The sequence below is a fragment of the Geobacillus sp. GHH01 genome (assembly GCF_000336445.1).
In the GTDB taxonomy this organism is placed as follows: domain Bacteria; phylum Bacillota; class Bacilli; order Bacillales; family Anoxybacillaceae; genus Geobacillus; species Geobacillus zalihae.
The window spans coordinates 2,748,383-2,766,916 of record NC_020210.1 but is presented as its reverse complement, the minus strand read 5'-3'; the positions used below and the strand labels follow the sequence as shown (position 1 = coordinate 2,766,916).

Below are 18,534 nucleotides of genomic sequence, written 5' to 3'. Positions count from 1 at the left end.
GGCAATGGCGTCGTTTTGGGAGCACGACATGGTGAAAACGGCGGCCAATTTCAGCGTCGCCGTGCTGTGCATCGTCGTCTTTTTAGCCGTATTTGAATTGGTGACGAAGTACAAAAACTGGGAAGAGATTCGCAAAGGCAATGTGGCGGTGGCGATGGCAACCGGCGGAAAGATTTTTGGCATCGCCAACATTTTTCGCTATGCGCTCGCCCGCCATGAATCGCTGCCGTCGATGATCGGCTGGGGGCTGTACGGGTTTTTGCTTCTGCTGGCCGCGTACTTTATTTACGAATTTTTGACGCCGAAATTCAATATTGATGACGAAATTGCCAATGACAACCGGGCCGTCGGCTTGATTTCCATGGTGATTTCCGTCGGTTTGTCGTTTGTCATCGGCGAAGGGATTCAGTAAAGGGGAACAAACGAATGAACGCAGTAGTCAAATGGTTGTTGATCGCAGTCGGACTGCTTTTGATCGCCGGCATCGTCTATATGGCCGTGCGCAACCGATCGGTTGATGTGTTGGCGAAAATCTTGTTTGTCATTTGCGCGTGCTTTTTCTTCGTTGGTTTGGTGTACTGGTTTTGGTGACGTCTCGCTCAGGCGAGGCGTTTTTTTGATGAAAAATTAGAAAAAGTAAAATAAAATAGAAGTAAGGGGGGATTGGGATGGAAAAACCGTGGCTCGCTCACTACCCGCCGGAGATTCCGCATACGCTCGACTATCCAAAGAAAACGCTTTCCGACTATTTGCGGGAGACGGCGGAACAATTCGGAGACCATGAGGCGATCGACTTTTTCGGAAAGACGATGACGTTTCGCGAGCTGTACGAGCAAGCATTGACATTCGCGCATTATTTGCGGACGATCGGATTGAAAAAAGGGGATCGGGTGGCGGTGATGCTGCCGAACTGCCCGCAGGCCGTCATCAGCTACTATGGGACGCTCCTAGCCGGCGGCATCGTCGTGCAGACGAATCCGCTTTACACCGAGTATGAGCTTGAATACCAGCTGAACGACAGCGGCGCCTCGGTGCTCGTGACGATGGATCTTCTGTATCCAAAGGCGGAAAAGGTGAAAGGGAGGACGCCAGTCAAACATTGGATTGTCACGAGAATGCAAGATTATTTGCCCACGGTGAAGAAATGGCTGTATCCGCTTGTGCAGCGGAAGCAAAACATGCCGATTGTCCGCATCGCGGAAAGCGAAACTGTTCATCTGTTCCGCACGATCATGAGCTGCAAAGAGACGGCGCCGATCGGGGAGGACATTGATCCGGTGGAAGATGTGGCGCTGCTGCAATATACAGGCGGCACGACGGGGCATCCGAAAGCGGCCATGTTGACGCATCGCAATTTGATCGCCAATACGCTCATGTGCGCTCATTGGGTGTATAAATGCGAAAAAGGAAAAGAAACGGTGCTCGGTGTGCTTCCGTTTTTCCACGTGTACGGCATGACGACGGTGATGAATTTGTCCGTGATGATGGCGAGCAAAATGGTGCTGCTCCCGCGCTTTGATGTCAAGCAAACATTAAAAGCAATCGAGCGCACCCGGCCGACGATGTTCCCAGGCGCGCCGACGATGTATATCGCTTTGTTGAATGAGCCCGACTTGGCCAAATATGATTTATCCTCGATCAACGTCTGCATCAGCGGCTCCGCTCCGTTGCCGGTTGAGGTGCAGGAGCAGTTTGAACGGGTGACGGGCGGAAAATTGATTGAAGGCTATGGGTTGACCGAGGCGTCCCCTGTCACCCACAGCAACTTCCTTTGGGATGGGGAGCGGGTGAAAGGAAGCATCGGCGTTCCGTGGCCGGATACGGACGCGAAAATCATTTCCTTGGAAACGGGTGAGGAAGCAAAGCCGGGCGAGCGTGGAGAACTCGTCGTGCGCGGGCCGCAAGTGATGAAAGGCTATTGGAACCGTCCGGAGGAGACCGAGCAAGTGCTGCGCGACGGTTGGCTGTATACAGGTGACATCGGCTATATGGATGAGCGGGGGTATTTTTATATCGTCGACCGCAAGAAAGATGTCATTATCGCCGGCGGTTACAACATTTACCCGCGCGAAGTCGAAGAAGCGCTGTACGAGCACCCGAAAGTGCAGGAAGCGGCCGTGATCGGCGTTCCGGATCCGTACCGCGGCGAGACGGTGAAAGCGTTCGTCGTGTTAAAGCCGGGGGAGATGTGCAGCGAACAGGAGCTTGACGCGTTTATGCGCCAGCGCCTGGCTGCTTACAAAGTGCCGCGCATCTACGAGTTCCGCAGCGAATTGCCGAAGACGGCGGTCGGCAAAATTTTGCGCCGCGTGTTGGTGGAAGAGGAGAAAAAGAAGCTTGACAAATCGGCAGAATTGCCCGTAAAATGAAAATATGAATGATGGTTCATTCATTTGGCGGATGGAAAGTGAGAAAAGGAGAATCCATATTGCGGAGGGAAAAGCCGAAATTTAAGCAAATCATTGACGCTGCCGTCGTCGTCATCGCCGAGCACGGCTACCATCAAGCACAGGTGTCGAAAATCGCCAAGCAGGCCGGTGTCGCCGACGGCACGATCTACCTTTATTTTAAAAACAAAGAGGATATTTTAATTTCGCTTTTTCAGGAAAAGATGGGGGCGTTCATCGAGAAAATTGAACAAGAGACAGAAGGAATTTCAAGCCCCCTAGAGAAATTGTATGTATTGGTGAAAACTCATTTTTCCGCCCTCGCCGCTGATCCGCATATGGCGGTCGTGACGCAGCTTGAGCTGCGCCAGTCGAACAAAGAGCTGCGCCATCGCATCAATGAGGTGCTGAAAGGATATTTGCGGCTCATCGACCGCATCATCATGGAGGGGATGGAAAAAGGGGAGTTTCGCCAAGATTTAGACGTCCGGCTCACTCGGCAAATGATCTTTGGCACCCTTGATGAAACGGTGACGACGTGGGTGATGAACGAGCAAAAGTATGACTTGGCCGCCCTCGCCGATCCGGTGTACGAACTGCTCGTCAAAGGGTGCGCCGCCGGGCGTTAGGAAAGGCAGAAAGGGGAGAGGCTTCATGGAGCATTTTCGCATAGCGAAAGAGGAGTTCGTCGCCGTCGTGACGTTTTCGCGGCCGCCGGCGAACGCCCTTTCATCAGCGGTTTTGAAAGAGCTTTCAACCGTGTTGGACGAGCTCGAGACCGATCCGGAAGTACGCGTCGTGCTGCTTCATGGCGAAGGAAGATTTTTCTCAGCCGGCGCCGATATTAAAGAATTCACGTCCATCGCTTCCGCTGAGGAGGCATCCGGCTTGTCGCGCAACGGCCAACTCGTGATGGAGCGGATCGAACGCTTTTCCAAACCAGTCATTGCGGCGATTCACGGCGCCGCATTAGGCGGTGGGTTGGAGCTGGCTATGAGCTGCCACATTCGCGTGGTGGCGGAAAACGCCAAACTCGGCCTTCCGGAGCTGCAGCTTGGCATCATCCCTGGATTTGCTGGCACGCAGCGGCTTGTGCGCTACGTCGGCTTTGGCAAAGCGGCGGAAATGATGTGGACGAGCGAGCCGATCACCGGACTCGAAGCGGTTGAATGGGGGCTTGCCAACAAGGCGGTGCCGGAAGAGCGGCTTCTTGATGAAGCAAAAGCGTTGGCGAAAAAGATCGCCGCCAAAAGTCCGCTTTCCGTCCGTGCGACGATTGAACTGCTCAACGCCGCGAAGGAAAAATCGTTTGCCGAGGCAGTGCGCGAGGAAGCGGAATGGTTTGGCCGCGTGTTTGGATCCGAGGATGCAAAAGAAGGCGTGCAGGCGTTTTTGGAAAAACGGCCGCCTGTCTTTAAAGGGAAATGATCCCTGTAAATATCTGAATGTTGGAACATGAAACAATGTTCGACCAAACCGAGGAGGGGAACGACATGAACATTTTTGTGTTGATGAAACGCACCTTTGACACGGAAGAAAAAATCTCCATCGTCAATGGCAAGATCAACGAGGAAGGCGCTGAATTCATCATCAACCCGTACGACGAATACGCCATTGAAGAAGCCATTCAAGTCCGCGACAAACACGGCGGTGAAGTGACGGTCGTCACCGTCGGCAGCGAGGAAGCGGAAAAAGAGCTGCGCACGGCGCTCGCCATGGGCTGCGATAAAGCGGTGCTCATCAACATTGACGATGATGTCGAAGAACAAGACCAATATACGACGGCGAAAGTGCTCGCTGAATACTTAAAAGACAAAAACCCGGACTTGATTTTAGCCGGCAACGTCGCTATTGACGGCGGTTCCGGGCAAGTCGGCCCGCGCGTTGCGGAATTGCTCGGCATTCCGTATGTGACGACGATCACGAAGCTCGACATTGCCGACGGCGGCAAAGTGACCGTTGTGCGCGACGTCGAGGGGGATGAGGAAATCATCGAAACGTCGCTGCCGCTCCTTGTCACCGCTCAACAAGGGCTGAATGAACCGCGCTATCCGTCGTTGCCGGGCATTATGAAGGCGAAGAAAAAGCCGCTTGACGAGTTGGAGCTTGACGACCTGGATCTTGATGAAGAGGATGTCGAAGCAAAAACGAAAACGATCGAAGTGTTCTTGCCGCCGAAGCGCGAAGCGGGCAAAATTTTGCAAGGCGAGATCGCTGATCAAGTGAAGGAACTCGTTCAGCTGCTCCGCTCCGAAGCGAAAGTGGTATAAGCGGAAACCGCTGTCGGCGTTCGGATGAAGCACAACGGGGAATCAAAGGATAGGGGGACTGAAACATGGCACGTAAAGTATTGACCTTAGCAGAAGTGCGGGATGGATCGCTGCGGAACGTTTCGTTTGAAGCCATTGCAGCGGCCAAAACGATCGCCGAAGGCGGGGAAGTCGTCTCGGTGCTCGTCGGCGACCAAGTGCAGGCGCATGCGAACGAACTCATTTACCGCGGTGCCGACCGCGTCGTCGTCATCGAACATCCGAATTTGAAATTTTATACATCAGATGGCTATTCGCAAGCGTTAAAAGCCGTGATTGACAAAGAGCAGCCGGAAGGCATCGTCTTCGGCCATACGGCGCTCGGCAAAGACTTGTCGCCGAAATTGGCCATCAAGCTCGACGCCGGCCTCGTTTCCGACGTCATCGCCGTCGAAGAGGCAGGCGGCAACATCGTCTTTACCCGTCCGATCTACTCCGGCAAGGCGTTTGAAAAGAAAATTGTCACCGATGGCATCATCTTCGCGACCGTGCGTCCGAACAACATCGCGCCGCTTGAGCGCGACGAGTCGCGCACAGGCAGCGTGGAAGCGCTCGCCGTCGAGATTAAAGACTTGCGCGCGATTGTCAAAGAAGTCGTCCGCAAAACGGCGGAAGGCGTCGACTTGACCGAGGCGAAAGTGATCGTCGCCGGCGGCCGCGGCGTCAAAAGCGCCGAAGGCTTCAAGCCGCTCAAAGAGCTCGCCGAAGTGTTGGGCGGCGCGGTCGGCGCTTCGCGCGGGGCGTGCGATGCCGGCTATTGCGACTACTCGCTGCAAATCGGACAAACGGGAAAAGTCGTCACGCCGGACCTTTACATCGCCTGCGGCATCTCAGGCGCCATCCAGCATTTAGCGGGGATGTCCAACTCGAAAGTCATCGTCGCCATTAACAAAGACCCGGAAGCCAACATCTTTAAAGTCGCGGACTACGGCATTGTCGGCGATTTGTTCGAAGTCGTTCCGCTCCTCACCGAAGAGTTCAAAAAACTGAAAGTGCATTCGTAATGAACAACACGGGCGGCTGCAGCCGTCCGTTTTTTGACGGATAAATTCCGCGGCAAAAGCGAATAGTAGAAACGAAGCAAAACATTCGCGCCGACTTGCATTCCATGGTATACTTTGCTTGCAGCATTCAAGAAGATGGGAGGGAATCCATATGGCGATTGTCAACGCCACTGACCAAACGTTCGCCGCAGAAACGAAAGACGGCCTCACGCTCGTTGACTTTTGGGCGCCATGGTGCGGACCGTGCCGCATGATCGCTCCGGTGCTGGAAGAGCTTGACCGCGAAATGGGCGACAAAGTGAAAATCGTCAAAGTGAATGTCGATGAAAACCAAGAAACAGCGTCGAAGTTCGGCGTCATGAGCATCCCGACGCTGCTTCTGTTCAAAGATGGCCAACTTGTCGACAAAGCGATCGGCTATCAGCCGAAAGAGGCGCTTGTGGAGTTTGTGAGCAAGCATGCGTAATGTCGATGACCAAAAATCCAGAGGGAGGGACCTCTGGATTTTTTTGATGGCCTCAAAAAATGATTGACAACAGGAAGCATTTTCTTTATATTAATAACCAACAATTCATATTGGTTATATAGGAATTATACATTTTTTATTCATAGTTTTTCTATAGTTATAGTTTATTTTTGGGAGGTGATGCCGCTTCGCTTTATTCCGTTGCGAATTAGATGAGGAAAACGAGGAGGGACAATGATGGATCAATGGTTAAAACAGAAGAAAGCACTATGGATGCTGGCCATCGTCTTTTTGTTATGGATGGGCTCCGGATGCGACGCACATAGCGGGAAGGAAGACAAAGGATCTGCTTCGTCGCAAAAAGGGGAAGCAAGCGAGGTCATTCGGATCGGCTATCAAAAATATGGCACGCTCAATATGCTAAAAGCGCGCGGGGATTTGGAAAAACGATTGAAAAAGTTGGGGTATACGGTGCAATGGTCGCTGTTTCCCGGTGGGCCCCAACTGCTTGAGGCGATGAACGCGGGCAGCTTGGATTTTGGCCATACAGGTGAAGCGCCGCCTGTATTTGCCCAAGCAGCTGGAACACCGCTTTTATACGTGGCGACCACGCCGCCGAATCCGGCTGCTGAAGCGATTTTAGTCCCCAAAAATTCGCCAATTCGCACGATCGCGGACTTGAAAGGGAAAAAAGTGGCGTTGAACAAAGGATCGAACGTTCACTATTTGCTTGTCCAGGCGTTGGAAAAAGCAGGATTGAAACTTTCTGACATCCAGCCCGTTTATTTGCCTCCCGCAGACGCGCGCGCTGCTTTTGAGCAAGGAAGCGTCGATGCGTGGGTCATTTGGGATCCGTTCTACGCCGCGGCGGAGCAAGGCGGAAAAGCGCGTGTCATAGCAGACGGGCAAGGATTAGCAGCCAACCGGGAGTTTTTCTTTGCTTCTCGATCGTTTGCGGAAAAGCATGCGGATGTTGTCAACATCATTTTGGAAGAGCTGAAGAAGGTCGATCGCTGGGCAAGCAATGATCCGAAAGGAGTAGCCGCGTTTTTGGCTCCGGAGCTCGGCATTGATGAACAGGCGCTGGAGACGGCAGCCAAACGGCGCACATACAACATTGAGCCGGTCACCGATGAAGTCGTGGCTCAACAGCAGCAAATCGCCGACCAGTTTTTTCAGTTAGGGCTGCTGCCAAAGAAAATAGACGTGAAAGAGGCGGTTTGGCGTGAGGGGAAATGAAGAAATGCGCACAAGAGTGATGAGAGGCTGAATGTATGATAGAAAGCCGGTCTGCCTCCTTGACAACATGATCGTGGTTAGGTTCGAATGCGTCATCCAACAGGCTGAAAGGGCAGACAACTTTTGGACGAGAATCGATGGAAAGGAGTGGAAATGAAGTGAAATTATCAAGGTGGACGGGATGGGCTGGGGGGAAGGCTGTGCCGTGGGCGTTGCCGATCGGTCTACTCGCTGCATGGCAAGCGGCAGCAGCAGCTGGTTGGCTGTCTTCGCGAGTGCTGCCGGCGCCGACTGATGTGATTGTTGCGGCGTGGAATCTTGCTTCGAACGGAGAATTATGGAAACATTTGTCCGTCAGTTTTTGGAGAGCGCTGACTGGCTTTGCCATCGGCGGATCGATCGGATTTCTTCTCGGCTTGCTCAATGGAGTGTTTCGTCCGGCTGAGCGATTGTTGGACACATCGATCCAAATGATTCGCAATATTCCGCATTTAGCATTGATCCCGCTCGTTATCTTATGGTTTGGCATTGGAGAGGAGGCGAAAGTGTTTCTTGTCGCGTTAGGCGTGCTGTTCCCGATGTATGTCAACACCTTGCACGGCATCCGCAATGTCGACGCCGGCTTGCTGGAAATGGGGCGCGTCTATGGGCTTGGACCATGGCAGCTGTTTTGGCGCATTTGGCTGCCTGGTGCGTTGCCTTCGATTTTAGTTGGATTGCGCTATGCCCTTGGCATTATGTGGTTGACGCTCATCGTCGCGGAAACGATCGCGGCCGACCGCGGCATTGGATATTTGGCCATGAATGCGCGCGAGTTTATGCAGACCGATGTCGTTGTTTTCAGCATTTTGCTTTACGCGCTGTTCGGCAAGCTGGCCGACAGCATCGCCCGTTTTCTAGAAAGAAGATGGCTTCGTTGGAACGTCAATTATCAGCATATATGAAAATCGCCAAACAATGTCAGGCGCTTCAACAAATGTCCATAAGGCTTGGAAACGAATGTTGGAAGGAGGATCAATGAATGGGACCGGGACGAGGGGCGGAGTTGATTTTGGAACAAGTGGGAAAACAGTTTGGGGACAAACACGCGTTGCGCCGCGTCAATTTGGTGGTGAAGAGGGGAGAGTTTGTCGCCATCATTGGCCGCAGCGGATGCGGCAAAAGCACTCTGTTGCGCTTGGCCGCCGGATTGGAGGAGCCGACGTCCGGCCGGATCCTGGTGGATGGGGAGGAGCTGCGTGGGCTCAATGAGAAGGCACGTGTCATGTTTCAGGACGCCCGCTTGCTGCCGTGGCGGCGCGTCATGGATAACGTCGGGCTCGGATTGAAAGGGGAATGGGAGCCGAAAGCGCTGGAGGTGCTCGAGCAAGTGGGGCTGGCTGACCGTGCGGACGATTGGCCGACCGTGCTGTCAGGAGGACAGCGCCAGCGCGTGGCCCTTGCCCGCGCCCTCATCAGCCATCCGCAGCTACTGTTGCTCGATGAACCACTTGGAGCTCTTGATGCGCTCACTCGGATTGACATGCAGCGTCTCATTGAACGGCTTTGGCTTGAACAGAAGTTTACGGCTTTGCTTGTTACGCACGATGTTGATGAAGCGGTGATGCTGGCGGATCGAGTAATCCTCATCGAAGACGGGGTGTGCACACTTGATGTGCCTGTGCGTCTGCCGCGGCCGCGCCAGCGCGGCGATGCGGCGTTCGCCGATTTGGTGGATACGATTTTGCGTCGCATTTTAGGCACAAAGCCGGAGGAGAGAGCGATCGCTTCAGTTTCCATCGGTGAGAAAAGGAGGGCGTTGTAGATGAAAAAACGGTTGGTTTGGCTATCTGTGTTAAGCGCATGCTTATGCCTGCTGCTGGCGGCTTGCGGGCAAGAACGAGGCGCCTCCCCCGCCTCGTCCAAGGATTCGGCGTCAGCCGATTCATGGCCGAAAGAGCTGCATATTGGCTATCAAAAATCATCGTTTTGACTATTTTTGAAAGAAAAAGGATACTTGGAAAAACAATTACAAAAGCATGGTGTTCAAGTCAAATGGTTTGAATTCCAATCCGGTCCCCCCCTTCTGGAAGCGTTGAATGCCGGACAAATCGACATCGGTTATGTCGGCGGGGCTCCCGCGGTGTTGGCGCAGGCGAACCCGGATTCACAGTTGGTGTATCTTGCCTACGAACCGGAAGTTGCGCGGGCGATCATTGTGCCCAAAACATCGTCGATTCAAACCGTTGCTGATTTGAAAGGAAAAAAAGTGGCTTTCGGCAAAGGATCAAGCGCCCATTATACACTATTGACGGCATTAGAGACAGCTGGATTGACACTTAACGACATTACTCCGGTGTATTTGCAGCCGTCTGAAGCGCGAACTGCGTTTGAGCGTGGTGATGTGGACGCCTGGGTCATTTGGGATCCGTTCTTGGCCGATGCCGAAGTGAACGGCGGTGCGCGCATTTTGATGGATGCGAAAGGACTTCCCAAACAATATGGATTTATCGTAGGACGGAATGGGTATGTGAAGCAGTATGCAGATGTAGCGAAGACGGTCATTGCACAACTGAATAAAGTTCATCAAGAAATCCACTCCTCTCCCGATGAAGCCGCCAAACTATTGGCTAAAGAAACGAAAATTGGCGAAGAGATTTGGAAACGGACGTTGAGCCGAAGAGGATATGGGGTGTTTCCGCTGACGAAGGAGGTGGTCGACGCCCAGAAACGCATTGCGGATCGTTTTTATGAGGCCGGGGTGATTCCAAAACGGGTCAAAGTGGAAGACGCTGTGGTCGTCATAAAGGGACAATAAGGAAATCCTGTAACATTCACACTTCATCAATACAAGCTGTTCCACTGAAAATGATAGGGCATTGTGAAAAGCCGAATTCCCCTTGAACAACGCTCTTCCAAGGGGATGTTAAGGACAGCGGGGCATAAAAGAATGTGGGGGGAAAACAAATGACAACGGTGGCCATTATTTCTGGAAGTCCGTCGCGCGCCTCGAAAACGAATCGAGTGGCCGAATGGGTGAGCGAGCAATTGCAACGGATCGGCCATACGGTATATTTCATCCGATTGCGCGATTTGCCGGCGGAAGATTTGCTTTATGCGCATTCATCAAGCGATTCGATTGTGAAAACACATGATTGGATCCGCCAGTCACGAGTGGTGGTTGTACTAAGTCCAGTGTATAAGGGAAGTTACACCGGCATTTTAAAAGCGTATTTGGATTTGCTGCCGGAAAAGGCGTTTGCTGGGAAGCTAGTTGTGCCGATTGTTACGGGGGGGACCATTGCTCATCTGTTGGCTCTCGAATACGCGCTCAAACCCATTTTCTCCATTTTGGGAGCGCGGGAAATCTTGCATGGCGTCTTTATTTTGGATTGGACATTGGGGCATGATGACGAAGGCCGCCTCGTGTTTTCGGACGACTTGTTGTCGAGGATGGAAGAGGTGATTCATTCCATTTCCCATGGCTCTGAAAAAACGATCATGAGATAAGGAGGAAAACAATATGAAAGTCCTTTGGTTTATTCCTTCTCATGGCGACGGACGGTATTTAGGGACGGCAAAAGGCGGCCGCTCGCCGGAATACAGCTATTTCAAACAAGTGGCCCAAGCGGCTGATCGATTGGGATACGAAGGGGTGCTCATTCCAACGGGGAAATCGTGCGAAGATCCATGGCTGTTGGCGGCAGCGCTGGCAGCGGAAACGAGGCGATTGCGTTTTCTTGTCGCTGTTCGCCCAGGATTGATGACGCCAACATTGGCGGCGCGCATGGCCTCCACGTTCGATCGCATTTCCGATGGCCGGCTGCTTGTAAATGTCGTCACCGGCGGCGACCCCGTTGAGTTGGCGGGGGATGGGCTGTTTTTGTCACATGACGAACGGTATGAAGCGACGGACGAGTTTTTGACGATTTGGCGCCGATTGCTGGAAGGAGAAGAAGTGACGTTTGCAGGAAAGCACGTGTCAGTCAAAGGGGCGAAATTGTTGTTCCCGGCTGTGCAAAAACCGTATCCGCGCCTCTTTTTCGGCGGATCGTCGGATGCCGGCCAACAGGTTGCCGCCCGCCATGCGGACGTCTACTTGACTTGGGGGGAGCCGCCTAGACAGGTGAAAGAAAAAATAGAACGGGTAAGGGAACTCGCTCGCCAAGAAGGGAGAGAAATCGAATTTGGCATTCGTCTCCACATCATTGTTCGCGAAACAGAAAAAGAAGCGTGGGAAGCGGCAGAGCGATTGATTCAGTATGTAGATGACCGGACGATTGAAGAGGCGCAGCGGGTGTTTTCCCGTTATGACTCTGTCGGGCAGCAACGGATGCGCGAGCTGCACAGGGGGAGGAAAGAGTCGTTGGAGATCAGCCCAAACCTTTGGGCGGGGATTGGGCTCGTTCGCGGCGGCGCGGGCACCGCGCTTGTCGGTGATCCGGAAACAGTGGCTGAACGTCTCCGTGAATACGAGCAACTCGGCATCCGTTACTTCATTTTATCAGGTTATCCGCATTTGGAAGAGGCGTATCGCGTGGCGGAATTGTTATTCCCGTTGTTGTCATTGGATGTTCCTTCTTCTTCCATTCGCAGCGAGGTAGTGGGTCACGAGTTTTTTCCAAATGTGATTAAGGTGTGATCGGTTCTAAAAAAGGGGGGATGCGCTGCAAAAGAGCATCCATCCTTTTTTATTTTTGATTGACTTTGAAATTCATGTTCTTTTATAATCGTGCTTGTGTGATATTGATTATCATTTTTAATGGTCTATGGGGGGATCGATCATGTCATGGAAATGGAAGTGGCTCGCCGTGTTCGCCGCCGCGGCGTTGGCGCTTGGCGCGTGCGGCCAGAGCAAACAGACGGCGGGAACAGAAAAAGAAAGCAGCAACCAAACGGCTGTGGAAAAACAAGAAAAGCCGAAAGAGGAAGAGAAGACGGAGAACGAGAAGGAAGAAGCGGAAGTCGATTATGCGGGAGCGTTCAGCGAAGCGCTCGCGGAGCTTGAGAAGGCGAAGCAAGGCGGGGCGGTCGACTTCGGCAAAGTGGAGAGCATCTACAAAGAAAAGCTGCAGCCGCTTGTACAAAAACGTGACGCGGAATTTGAAGATACGCTTGACCAACATATTACCAACGCACTGGCCGCCGGCAAAGACGGGTCGCTTGAGCCGTTGGTTGTCAAGCAAATTTTTGACAAGCTGATGCAAAAAGTGTTTTACACGACGATCAAACATGAGTTTACCGAAGCAGAAGAGCATTGGGCCAATAAGGAAGAAGTAAAGGAAGAGCTTGAGGAAGCGAAGGCATTTTACGCGATTTTGCAGTCGACCGTGGAAAAGCGCGATGTGGCTTACGGAACGAAGTTGGTTGACGCGATCAACGGGGCGTTTGCCCAAATGGAGCAAGCGGTGCAAAACGATGATGCGCTCTCATTTGCCCTCGGCAAGCAAGTCGTGGACAAAACATTGATGAAAACATTCTATTTAGCGAGCGGAGCGCTGCCGCACGGTTATGCAGCGAAGGCGGCAGCCGAGGCGAAAGAAAACGCGGAAGACGCGAAAGTGGAACAGGCGGAAGGCTGGGCGTTTTATCAATCCGTCTATCCGTATATGAAACGGCATGCTGCGGAGGAGGCGGACTACATTTTGAAACAGTTTGACCTGCAAACCGATGTCAAAACGCTCGATCCGAAAGCGGTGAACCATGCGTTCGTGCGCGGATGGGCGAAAGTGGCGCTTCACGAATATGAAGAAAGCAAAGAAAATTGGGGGCAAGACAAGTCGGTGATCACCGCCTTAGAAGGCGCGCTCTTTATTAACATGATCGAACAGGATATCAAAACGCTGCTCGGCGACAAAGCATACACCGACTTGAACGAACAGGCGACACGCTACCTAGAGGCGGCAAAGGCAAAAAACAAAGCTGAGGGTGACAAATGGCTGCCGCAAATTGAAGCCGCCCTGCAACAAGTGATCGAAAAAGCGAAATAACCTAGCAAACAAGGGCGTCCTGTGGACGCCCTTGTTTGACGAAGGAGGCAGCAGATTTGATGTCGGCAGAGTGCTCGAGGGTGGATGTCAGGCAGCTTGTGTGCCTTCAGGGCAGCCGTCTGTCCGGAAACGTTTGGTTTTTTTCATGACGCCGCGACTTTTCCGAGCGGCTGTGGTAAGATGCTGATGGATAGTCCATTTTGTAATGGGGTGAAACCGTTGAAAATCGTTGTCACTGGAGGAGCCGGATTTATTGGCAGCCATCTAGCCGCCCGGTTAAGCGGACTCGGATATGACGTGGCTGCAGTGGATTGTTTTCATCCCTATTATCCTGCCGAACGGAAAGCGCGGCAGTTTCAGACACTCACCGGCGGTCGGGTGCCGCTTGTCCGCTTGGATTTGCTTGATGGGGAGCGAACGAAAAGGTGGCTGGTCGAGTTTCGCCCCGATGTCGTCTACCATTTGGCGGCGCTGCCGGGCGTGCCGTATTCCCTCGAGGAGCCGTTCGCGTATATCGATTATGACATCAAAGCGACGGTCAATGTGTTGGCGGCGGCGGGGGAAGCGGGAGTCAGCCATGTGCTGTTTGCTTCGTCGTCATCCGTCTATGGCGACCGCGGCAACGTGCCGCTGAAAGAAGAAATGGCTGATGGCCGCGTCGTGTCGCCGTATGCGGCGGCGAAATACGGAGCGGAATCGTTTTGTCATGCCTATGCCCATTTGTATGGCTACCAAATGACGATTTTCCGCTATTTCACCGTTTACGGGCCGTGGGGTCGTCCGGATATGGCGATCGGCACGTTTTTGCGCCGATTGTTGGTGGGCGAGGAGATTGTCGTGTATGGCAAGGGGACGGCGCGCGATTATACGTACATCGATGATATTGTCGCCGGCATGGCCGCGGCGCTTCACCGCAGCGGCGGGCGAAGCGAAGTGTTCAACTTGGGCGCCGGGGCGCCCGTCACCATGGAGCAGCTGCTCGCTGAGTTGCGGAAGCACTTTCCCGATATGAAAATCGTGCACGCGCCGGAGCGGAAAGGCGATGTGAAAGCGACATGGGCGGACATCACAAAGGCGGAGCGGGCGTTTGGTTACAAGCCGAAGGTGGCGTTTGCCGAAGGGCTCGCCCGCACGGTGGCGTGGGCGCGCGAATATGAGCGGTAGGGCGGCCAAGGCGGGGCTGCAGGCCGCCGGGGTGGCCATGGTTGTTCTGTTTGGTTGGATGACGTATCGCTATTTTGACGGCCGTGCGTTGCTTCGGCATCTCGCCGGGCTGGCCCGCCATCCGGCGGATATGGCTGCCGCCGTTTTCGTGTATGGCGCGTCCTTTTGGCTGCGGGCATGGGCATGGAAGCAATATGTCGGGAAACCGATCGCCTTTGCCGTCTATTGGCGTGGGGTGTTGCTCAGCTTGTTGATCAATCATCTCGTCCCCGTCAAAATGGGCGATGCCGCCCGCGTCGCTGTGCTTGCCCGCCAGCCGGGTGTTTCCGCCGCTGAGGCGATCGAGTCGGTTGCGGTCATGCGGTTATTGGACATGGCGGTGCTGGGCGGTTTTGCGGCAGCGGGGGTGTATGTGTACATGCATCGGATTCCCGGCCTTCCGCTGGTGGGGGCGGCCGCTGCCGCAGGGGGGGCGCTTGTGCTCGTGATGTTTCGCCGTCCGCTCCGCCTCGAACGGTTATGGCGCCGATGGCGGACGGTGTTGCAGGGCCGCCGCGGCGCGGAGATCGCTGCGGCTGTGGCGGCGAGCTGGTTGTGTGAAGCGGCCGTCATTGGCGTGATCGCCAAAGCAGTCGGCATCCCGCTTTCCTTTGGACAGGCGGTGTGGGCAAACAGCGCGGCCGTTTCCGGCCAGATCGCCCAAGTCGTCCCCGGCGGGATCGGAACGTATGAGGCGGTGATGGCGTTTGCGTTGACCCGGCTCGGCGCACCATGGGAGAAAGCGTATGCGGCGGCAGTGTTGACCCATGCGTTTAAGTTTTTGTTTTCTTACGCCGCCGGGGCCATGGTATTGTTGCTTTGGCGGTCCGATTGGCAGATGGTGCGGGGTGTATGGAAAAAGGAAAGGGAGAGGCGATGAAAGAAGCGTCACGATTCGAAAAAATGGCGGCGCGCTGCTGGAATTTGCTGAATGAAGGAAAGCCGTTTACGCCGATTTTTGTCGCGGGAACGATGACGATCTACCATGCCGCTGATTGGATGGGCGGCTCATGGGGATGGATGCTTGGTCTGGCGGCGGCGCTGCCGCTGTTTGTCATCTACTATGTCTATGATTATCCGCTGTTTTTGCGCAATTATTTATGGATTCCTTACGTTGTGTTTCTCATCGTTTGGTCGTTTGCTGATGCGGCGCTGCTGCTGTTGGCGTCGGGGCTTTACTTTTTCTTTACCGTCTTTTTTTGGGGAACGCTCTATTACCATTTGCGCATCGGCACGTCATGGTGGAATTTCACCCGCTTTTGGAAGCTCGTGCTGAAAAACAGCGATTCGACGAGCGGCAACGCTCAAGAGCAGCTGCCGAAAGTCTTTCTCCTTTTATCTGTTTGGGAATATGCGTCGATCCAAGTGGAACGAGGGGCGGATTTGGCGCCGCTGTGCGGGGCGCTTTGGCTGTTTGCTGCTTTGGTGTGGCTGTTTTCATGGATTTTGCATCGGAATTTGTTCGACTGGCAGCCCGAGATCATTCCGACTTATACGAACAATGTGCCGAGTCCAACCGTGCCGATCAGTGACAAAGTGTATGTCATCGTGATTGATGGGATGCGCAAAGACCGGTTTGAAGCGGCCAACGCCCCGTTTTTGAAACGGCTGCGCGCGCAAGGGACGGAATTTGCGCAAATGGAGACCGTGTACCCGGCGCGTACGGTCGTTTGCTTTACATCGATGTTGACGGGCACGTATCCGTTTGAGCACGGGATTCGCTCGAATATGGTATGGAAGCTCGGAGCGAAAGTGGAAACGATCTTTGACTCGCTCCGCAAAGTAGGGAAAACAGGCCGCTTGCTTGGCATCGCTCATTTGGTCGATTCGTTCGGAGATGATGTCGAAACGGTGACGGCCGTCATGCCTAACGAACTAGCTGACCGCTATATTATCGAGCGGGCGAAACGCATTGTGGAAGAGCAGCACCCGGACTTGCTTGTCGTACAATTGATCGCCACCGACCAGACCGGCCATAGCCGCGGGGTGCTGTATGACGAGTATATTGAAAAAATTGAAGAAGCCGATGCGCTGATCGCCGAGTTTGTCGCCTGGCTTGAGGAGCGAGGCGAGCTTGAGCGCGCGACGCTGATCGTCTGCGCCGACCATGGCCAAGCGGATGGCATCGGCGGCCACGGCCATCTCGATGAAGGGGAGCGGTATGTGCCGTTTTTCATGTACGGTCCGGCGATTGAGGCAGGGAAACGGGTTGATGAGAAAAGAAGCCTCGTCTCGCTGGCGCCGACGATCGCCTATTTGCTTGGCGCGCCGTATCCAAGCCATAGCCGCGGCCCGGTTTTGATCGAAGCGATGCGAAAGGAGGAGAGCGATGAAACAGCAACACGTCATCGTTTTTTTGCCGGCGCACAATGAGGAAGGGGCGATCGGAGAGGTGATTCGCCGCATTCCGCGTCATTTCCATCCCGATGTAGAGGTCAGCGTCTTGGTCATTGATGACGGGTCGACCGACCGGACTGCTGAAGCGGCGCAAGAAGCGGGAGCCGATTACATTTGCCGCTGGCCGGAAAACCGCGGCCTCGGGGCGGCGGTGCGGCGAGGGCTCAAAGAGTGTGTCCGTCTTGGCGCGGATATCGGCGTGATGATCGATGCCGATAACGAATATCCGCCGGAACAAATTCCTGACCTTTTGGCGCCGATTTTCGCCGGTGAGGCCGACTATACGATCGGCTCGCGCTTCCTTGGCACGATTCGCGGCATGAAATGGCACCGCCGCCTCGGCAACTATGCCTTTACGTGGCTGCAGTCGCTCCTGCTCGGCCAGCGGCTGTACGACGGGCAATCCGGCATGCGCGCGTTTTCCCGCCAAGCGATGGAAGAGGCGGAAATCATCCACGATTACAATTACGCCCAAGTGTTGACGCTCAACTTAGTGCGCAAAGGGTTTCGACTAAAGGAAGTGCCGATCCGCTACCAAGTGCGGACGACCGGCCGTTCGTTCATCAAGTTCACCGCCTATATGACCGCGGTCATCCCGGCCATCTGGAAGGAAATGCGCCGCCCGGTAACAAAAGCGGTCATTGACCGAAAAGCGCATCTGCTTTCTTTGGAGCGGGAGCGCCATTGTTCGTGAGGCGGCCGCCTTGGGCCGCCGGCCATTTTTCCAATATTGACAATGATGGTGATAATGATTATCATTGATCTTGATGGAGGGGGATCAGAAACGTGAAAACATCCCGTTTCTTTTTTTACATAGCAGTGATCATTATTCTCAATCTCATTCCGCTGAAAGCGTTCGCCTATTCGTATGGAGATCCGAACAAAGAAGCGGTTGCTGAGGCGTATAAAGAGATGAAAGAAAAGTTGAACGAGCAGCCGCCGAACTTTGCCGCAGCGAAGGAAATTTTCGGAACCATAAAAGAAGAAATCGACATGCACATGGGGCCTGAGCCGTCCAAGGCGGTGCTTGCAGCCATCGAAGCGAAGGACCGCCAGGCGGTGATCAAAGACATGGAAAAAATTTTAGTGCTCAATATCGCCCGACGTTTGGACAATATTGAGGCGAACTTTGATCAGTACGACACGAGCAAGCGGCTGTTGGCGAAGGCGTTTGCGACGTATGAGGCGCTGTCGCCGATCATCCAAGGGAAAGACCCTGCGCTTGACAAACAGCTGCGCACCGAGTTTGACAAGGCGCTTCAGTCGCTTGGCAACCCGGGGCTGTTTGGCGTCGGCGAGAAAAAATCAGACATCGAAACGTTCAAGAAAAGCAAGGAAACCATTTTATCGGCGTTGCAAAAGCAATTTGGCCTCAAAAGCCTAAAAGTCGGCCATTTTTCGGAAAGCGCCACGGAAAAGCCGGATGCAGTGCAAAAGAAAGAGTGGACCGATTTGTCCGAGGCCAAAAACTGGATTCCGCTCATCGTCATCGCTGTGGTGATCATCGGGACTGTCTTGATTTACGCACGTCGCCGGAAGCGTGCTTAGTCTAAACTGAAT

Annotated in this window: 21 protein-coding genes; all 21 read left to right on the top strand. The window is 53.8% G+C overall.

Going from position 1 to position 18,534, the window contains the following annotated elements:
* Window positions 1-4: 4 nt before the first annotated feature.
* The 21 genes from GHH_RS13670 (at window position 5) to GHH_RS13580 (ending at window position 18,522) form a co-directional block, all read left to right on the top strand.
* Window positions 5-412, top strand: a complete 408-nt coding sequence (locus GHH_RS13670; protein ID WP_015375560.1) for a DUF350 domain-containing protein — start codon at window positions 5-7, stop codon at window positions 410-412.
* A gap of 14 nt (window positions 413-426) precedes the next feature.
* Complete coding sequence (locus GHH_RS19220; RefSeq protein WP_013144552.1) at window positions 427-591, top strand: hypothetical protein; 165 nt, start codon at window positions 427-429, stop codon at window positions 589-591.
* A 77-nt stretch (window positions 592-668) separates the two neighbouring features.
* Window positions 669-2,369 (top strand): long-chain-fatty-acid--CoA ligase, encoded by a 1,701-nt coding sequence (locus GHH_RS13665; RefSeq protein WP_015375559.1) that lies wholly within the window; start codon window positions 669-671, stop codon window positions 2,367-2,369.
* 59 nt (window positions 2,370-2,428) lie between these two features.
* Window positions 2,429-3,016 carry a TetR/AcrR family transcriptional regulator gene (locus GHH_RS13660; RefSeq protein ID WP_011232163.1) on the top strand — a complete coding sequence of 196 codons (588 nt, stop codon included), beginning with the start codon at window positions 2,429-2,431 and terminating at the stop codon, window positions 3,014-3,016.
* Window positions 3,017-3,041: 25 nt separating this feature from the next.
* Window positions 3,042-3,815, top strand: a complete 774-nt coding sequence (locus tag GHH_RS13655) for an enoyl-CoA hydratase (RefSeq protein ID WP_015375558.1) — start codon at window positions 3,042-3,044, stop codon at window positions 3,813-3,815.
* 65 nt (window positions 3,816-3,880) lie between these two features.
* Window positions 3,881-4,657, top strand: coding sequence for an electron transfer flavoprotein subunit beta/FixA family protein (locus tag GHH_RS13650; protein ID WP_013144555.1), 777 nt, complete (start codon window positions 3,881-3,883; stop codon window positions 4,655-4,657).
* 65 nt (window positions 4,658-4,722) lie between these two features.
* Window positions 4,723-5,700, top strand: coding sequence for an electron transfer flavoprotein subunit alpha/FixB family protein (locus GHH_RS13645; protein WP_015375557.1), 978 nt, complete (start codon window positions 4,723-4,725; stop codon window positions 5,698-5,700).
* A 151-nt stretch (window positions 5,701-5,851) separates the two neighbouring features.
* Complete coding sequence (gene trxA, locus GHH_RS13640) at window positions 5,852-6,166, top strand: thioredoxin (RefSeq protein ID WP_015375556.1); 315 nt, start codon at window positions 5,852-5,854, stop codon at window positions 6,164-6,166.
* Between the two features lie 237 nt (window positions 6,167-6,403).
* On the top strand, window positions 6,404-7,405 hold the full coding sequence (locus tag GHH_RS13635; protein ID WP_015375555.1) for a sulfonate ABC transporter substrate-binding protein: 1,002 nt from the start codon (window positions 6,404-6,406) through the stop codon (window positions 7,403-7,405).
* A gap of 137 nt (window positions 7,406-7,542) precedes the next feature.
* Window positions 7,543-8,349, top strand: coding sequence for an aliphatic sulfonate ABC transporter permease SsuC (gene ssuC / locus GHH_RS13630; RefSeq protein WP_020755574.1), 807 nt, complete (start codon window positions 7,543-7,545; stop codon window positions 8,347-8,349).
* A gap of 77 nt (window positions 8,350-8,426) precedes the next feature.
* A complete protein-coding gene (locus GHH_RS13625) occupies window positions 8,427-9,209 on the top strand; it encodes an ATP-binding cassette domain-containing protein (RefSeq protein WP_015375553.1) in 783 nt (260 codons plus the stop codon).
* Window positions 9,210-9,377 (top strand): hypothetical protein, encoded by a 168-nt coding sequence (locus tag GHH_RS19565; protein ID WP_236612569.1) that lies wholly within the window; start codon window positions 9,210-9,212, stop codon window positions 9,375-9,377.
* 6 nt (window positions 9,378-9,383) lie between these two features.
* On the top strand, window positions 9,384-10,202 hold the full coding sequence (locus tag GHH_RS13620; RefSeq protein ID WP_015375552.1) for an aliphatic sulfonate ABC transporter substrate-binding protein: 819 nt from the start codon (window positions 9,384-9,386) through the stop codon (window positions 10,200-10,202).
* A 149-nt stretch (window positions 10,203-10,351) separates the two neighbouring features.
* Entirely contained in the window at window positions 10,352-10,894 is a 543-nt protein-coding gene (gene ssuE / locus GHH_RS13615) for an NADPH-dependent FMN reductase (RefSeq protein ID WP_015375551.1), read from the top strand.
* Between the two features lie 13 nt (window positions 10,895-10,907).
* Window positions 10,908-12,026 carry an FMNH2-dependent alkanesulfonate monooxygenase gene (gene ssuD / locus GHH_RS13610; protein ID WP_015375550.1) on the top strand — a complete coding sequence of 373 codons (1,119 nt, stop codon included), beginning with the start codon at window positions 10,908-10,910 and terminating at the stop codon, window positions 12,024-12,026.
* A gap of 142 nt (window positions 12,027-12,168) precedes the next feature.
* Entirely contained in the window at window positions 12,169-13,374 is a 1,206-nt protein-coding gene (locus tag GHH_RS13605; RefSeq protein ID WP_015375549.1) for a hypothetical protein, read from the top strand.
* Window positions 13,375-13,593: 219 nt separating this feature from the next.
* Entirely contained in the window at window positions 13,594-14,538 is a 945-nt protein-coding gene (locus GHH_RS13600) for an NAD-dependent epimerase/dehydratase family protein (protein WP_041470568.1), read from the top strand.
* Entirely contained in the window at window positions 14,528-15,457 is a 930-nt protein-coding gene (locus GHH_RS13595; protein ID WP_033005937.1) for a lysylphosphatidylglycerol synthase transmembrane domain-containing protein, read from the top strand. The genes GHH_RS13600 and GHH_RS13595 overlap by 11 nt, the downstream gene beginning before the upstream one ends.
* The gene (locus GHH_RS13590; protein WP_015375546.1) at window positions 15,454-16,950 is read left to right on the top strand and encodes an alkaline phosphatase family protein; all 1,497 of its coding nucleotides are present in this window, start codon (window positions 15,454-15,456) and stop codon (window positions 16,948-16,950) included. The genes GHH_RS13595 and GHH_RS13590 overlap by 4 nt, the downstream gene beginning before the upstream one ends.
* Window positions 16,907-17,668 (top strand): glycosyltransferase family 2 protein, encoded by a 762-nt coding sequence (locus GHH_RS13585; RefSeq protein WP_015375545.1) that lies wholly within the window; start codon window positions 16,907-16,909, stop codon window positions 17,666-17,668. The genes GHH_RS13590 and GHH_RS13585 overlap by 44 nt, the downstream gene beginning before the upstream one ends.
* Window positions 17,669-17,760: 92 nt before the next feature.
* Entirely contained in the window at window positions 17,761-18,522 is a 762-nt protein-coding gene (locus tag GHH_RS13580; protein WP_015375544.1) for a hypothetical protein, read from the top strand.
* The last annotated feature ends 12 nt before the right edge of the window (window positions 18,523-18,534 follow it).

What these genes read in the sequence shown, in the direction of transcription:
- GHH_RS13670 (WP_015375560.1), top strand. Translation starts at nt 5, where the DNA reads ATGGCGTCGTTTTGGGAGCACGACATGGTGAAAACGGCGGCCAATTTC.
- GHH_RS19220 (WP_013144552.1), top strand. Translation starts at nt 427, where the DNA reads ATGAACGCAGTAGTCAAATGGTTGTTGATCGCAGTCGGACTGCTTTTG.
- GHH_RS13665 (WP_015375559.1), top strand. Translation starts at nt 669, where the DNA reads ATGGAAAAACCGTGGCTCGCTCACTACCCGCCGGAGATTCCGCATACG.
- GHH_RS13655 (WP_015375558.1), top strand. Translation starts at nt 3,042, where the DNA reads ATGGAGCATTTTCGCATAGCGAAAGAGGAGTTCGTCGCCGTCGTGACG.
- GHH_RS13650 (WP_013144555.1), top strand. Translation starts at nt 3,881, where the DNA reads ATGAACATTTTTGTGTTGATGAAACGCACCTTTGACACGGAAGAAAAA.
- GHH_RS13645 (WP_015375557.1), top strand. Translation starts at nt 4,723, where the DNA reads ATGGCACGTAAAGTATTGACCTTAGCAGAAGTGCGGGATGGATCGCTG.
- trxA (WP_015375556.1), top strand. Translation starts at nt 5,852, where the DNA reads ATGGCGATTGTCAACGCCACTGACCAAACGTTCGCCGCAGAAACGAAA.
- GHH_RS13635 (WP_015375555.1), top strand. Translation starts at nt 6,404, where the DNA reads ATGGATCAATGGTTAAAACAGAAGAAAGCACTATGGATGCTGGCCATC.
- ssuC (WP_020755574.1), top strand. Translation starts at nt 7,543, where the DNA reads ATGGAAAGGAGTGGAAATGAAGTGAAATTATCAAGGTGGACGGGATGG.
- GHH_RS13625 (WP_015375553.1), top strand. Translation starts at nt 8,427, where the DNA reads ATGGGACCGGGACGAGGGGCGGAGTTGATTTTGGAACAAGTGGGAAAA.
- GHH_RS19565 (WP_236612569.1), top strand. Translation starts at nt 9,210, where the DNA reads ATGAAAAAACGGTTGGTTTGGCTATCTGTGTTAAGCGCATGCTTATGC.
- ssuE (WP_015375551.1), top strand. Translation starts at nt 10,352, where the DNA reads ATGACAACGGTGGCCATTATTTCTGGAAGTCCGTCGCGCGCCTCGAAA.
- ssuD (WP_015375550.1), top strand. Translation starts at nt 10,908, where the DNA reads ATGAAAGTCCTTTGGTTTATTCCTTCTCATGGCGACGGACGGTATTTA.
- GHH_RS13605 (WP_015375549.1), top strand. Translation starts at nt 12,169, where the DNA reads ATGTCATGGAAATGGAAGTGGCTCGCCGTGTTCGCCGCCGCGGCGTTG.
- GHH_RS13595 (WP_033005937.1), top strand. Translation starts at nt 14,528, where the DNA reads ATGAGCGGTAGGGCGGCCAAGGCGGGGCTGCAGGCCGCCGGGGTGGCC.
- GHH_RS13590 (WP_015375546.1), top strand. Translation starts at nt 15,454, where the DNA reads ATGAAAGAAGCGTCACGATTCGAAAAAATGGCGGCGCGCTGCTGGAAT.
- GHH_RS13585 (WP_015375545.1), top strand. Translation starts at nt 16,907, where the DNA reads ATGAAACAGCAACACGTCATCGTTTTTTTGCCGGCGCACAATGAGGAA.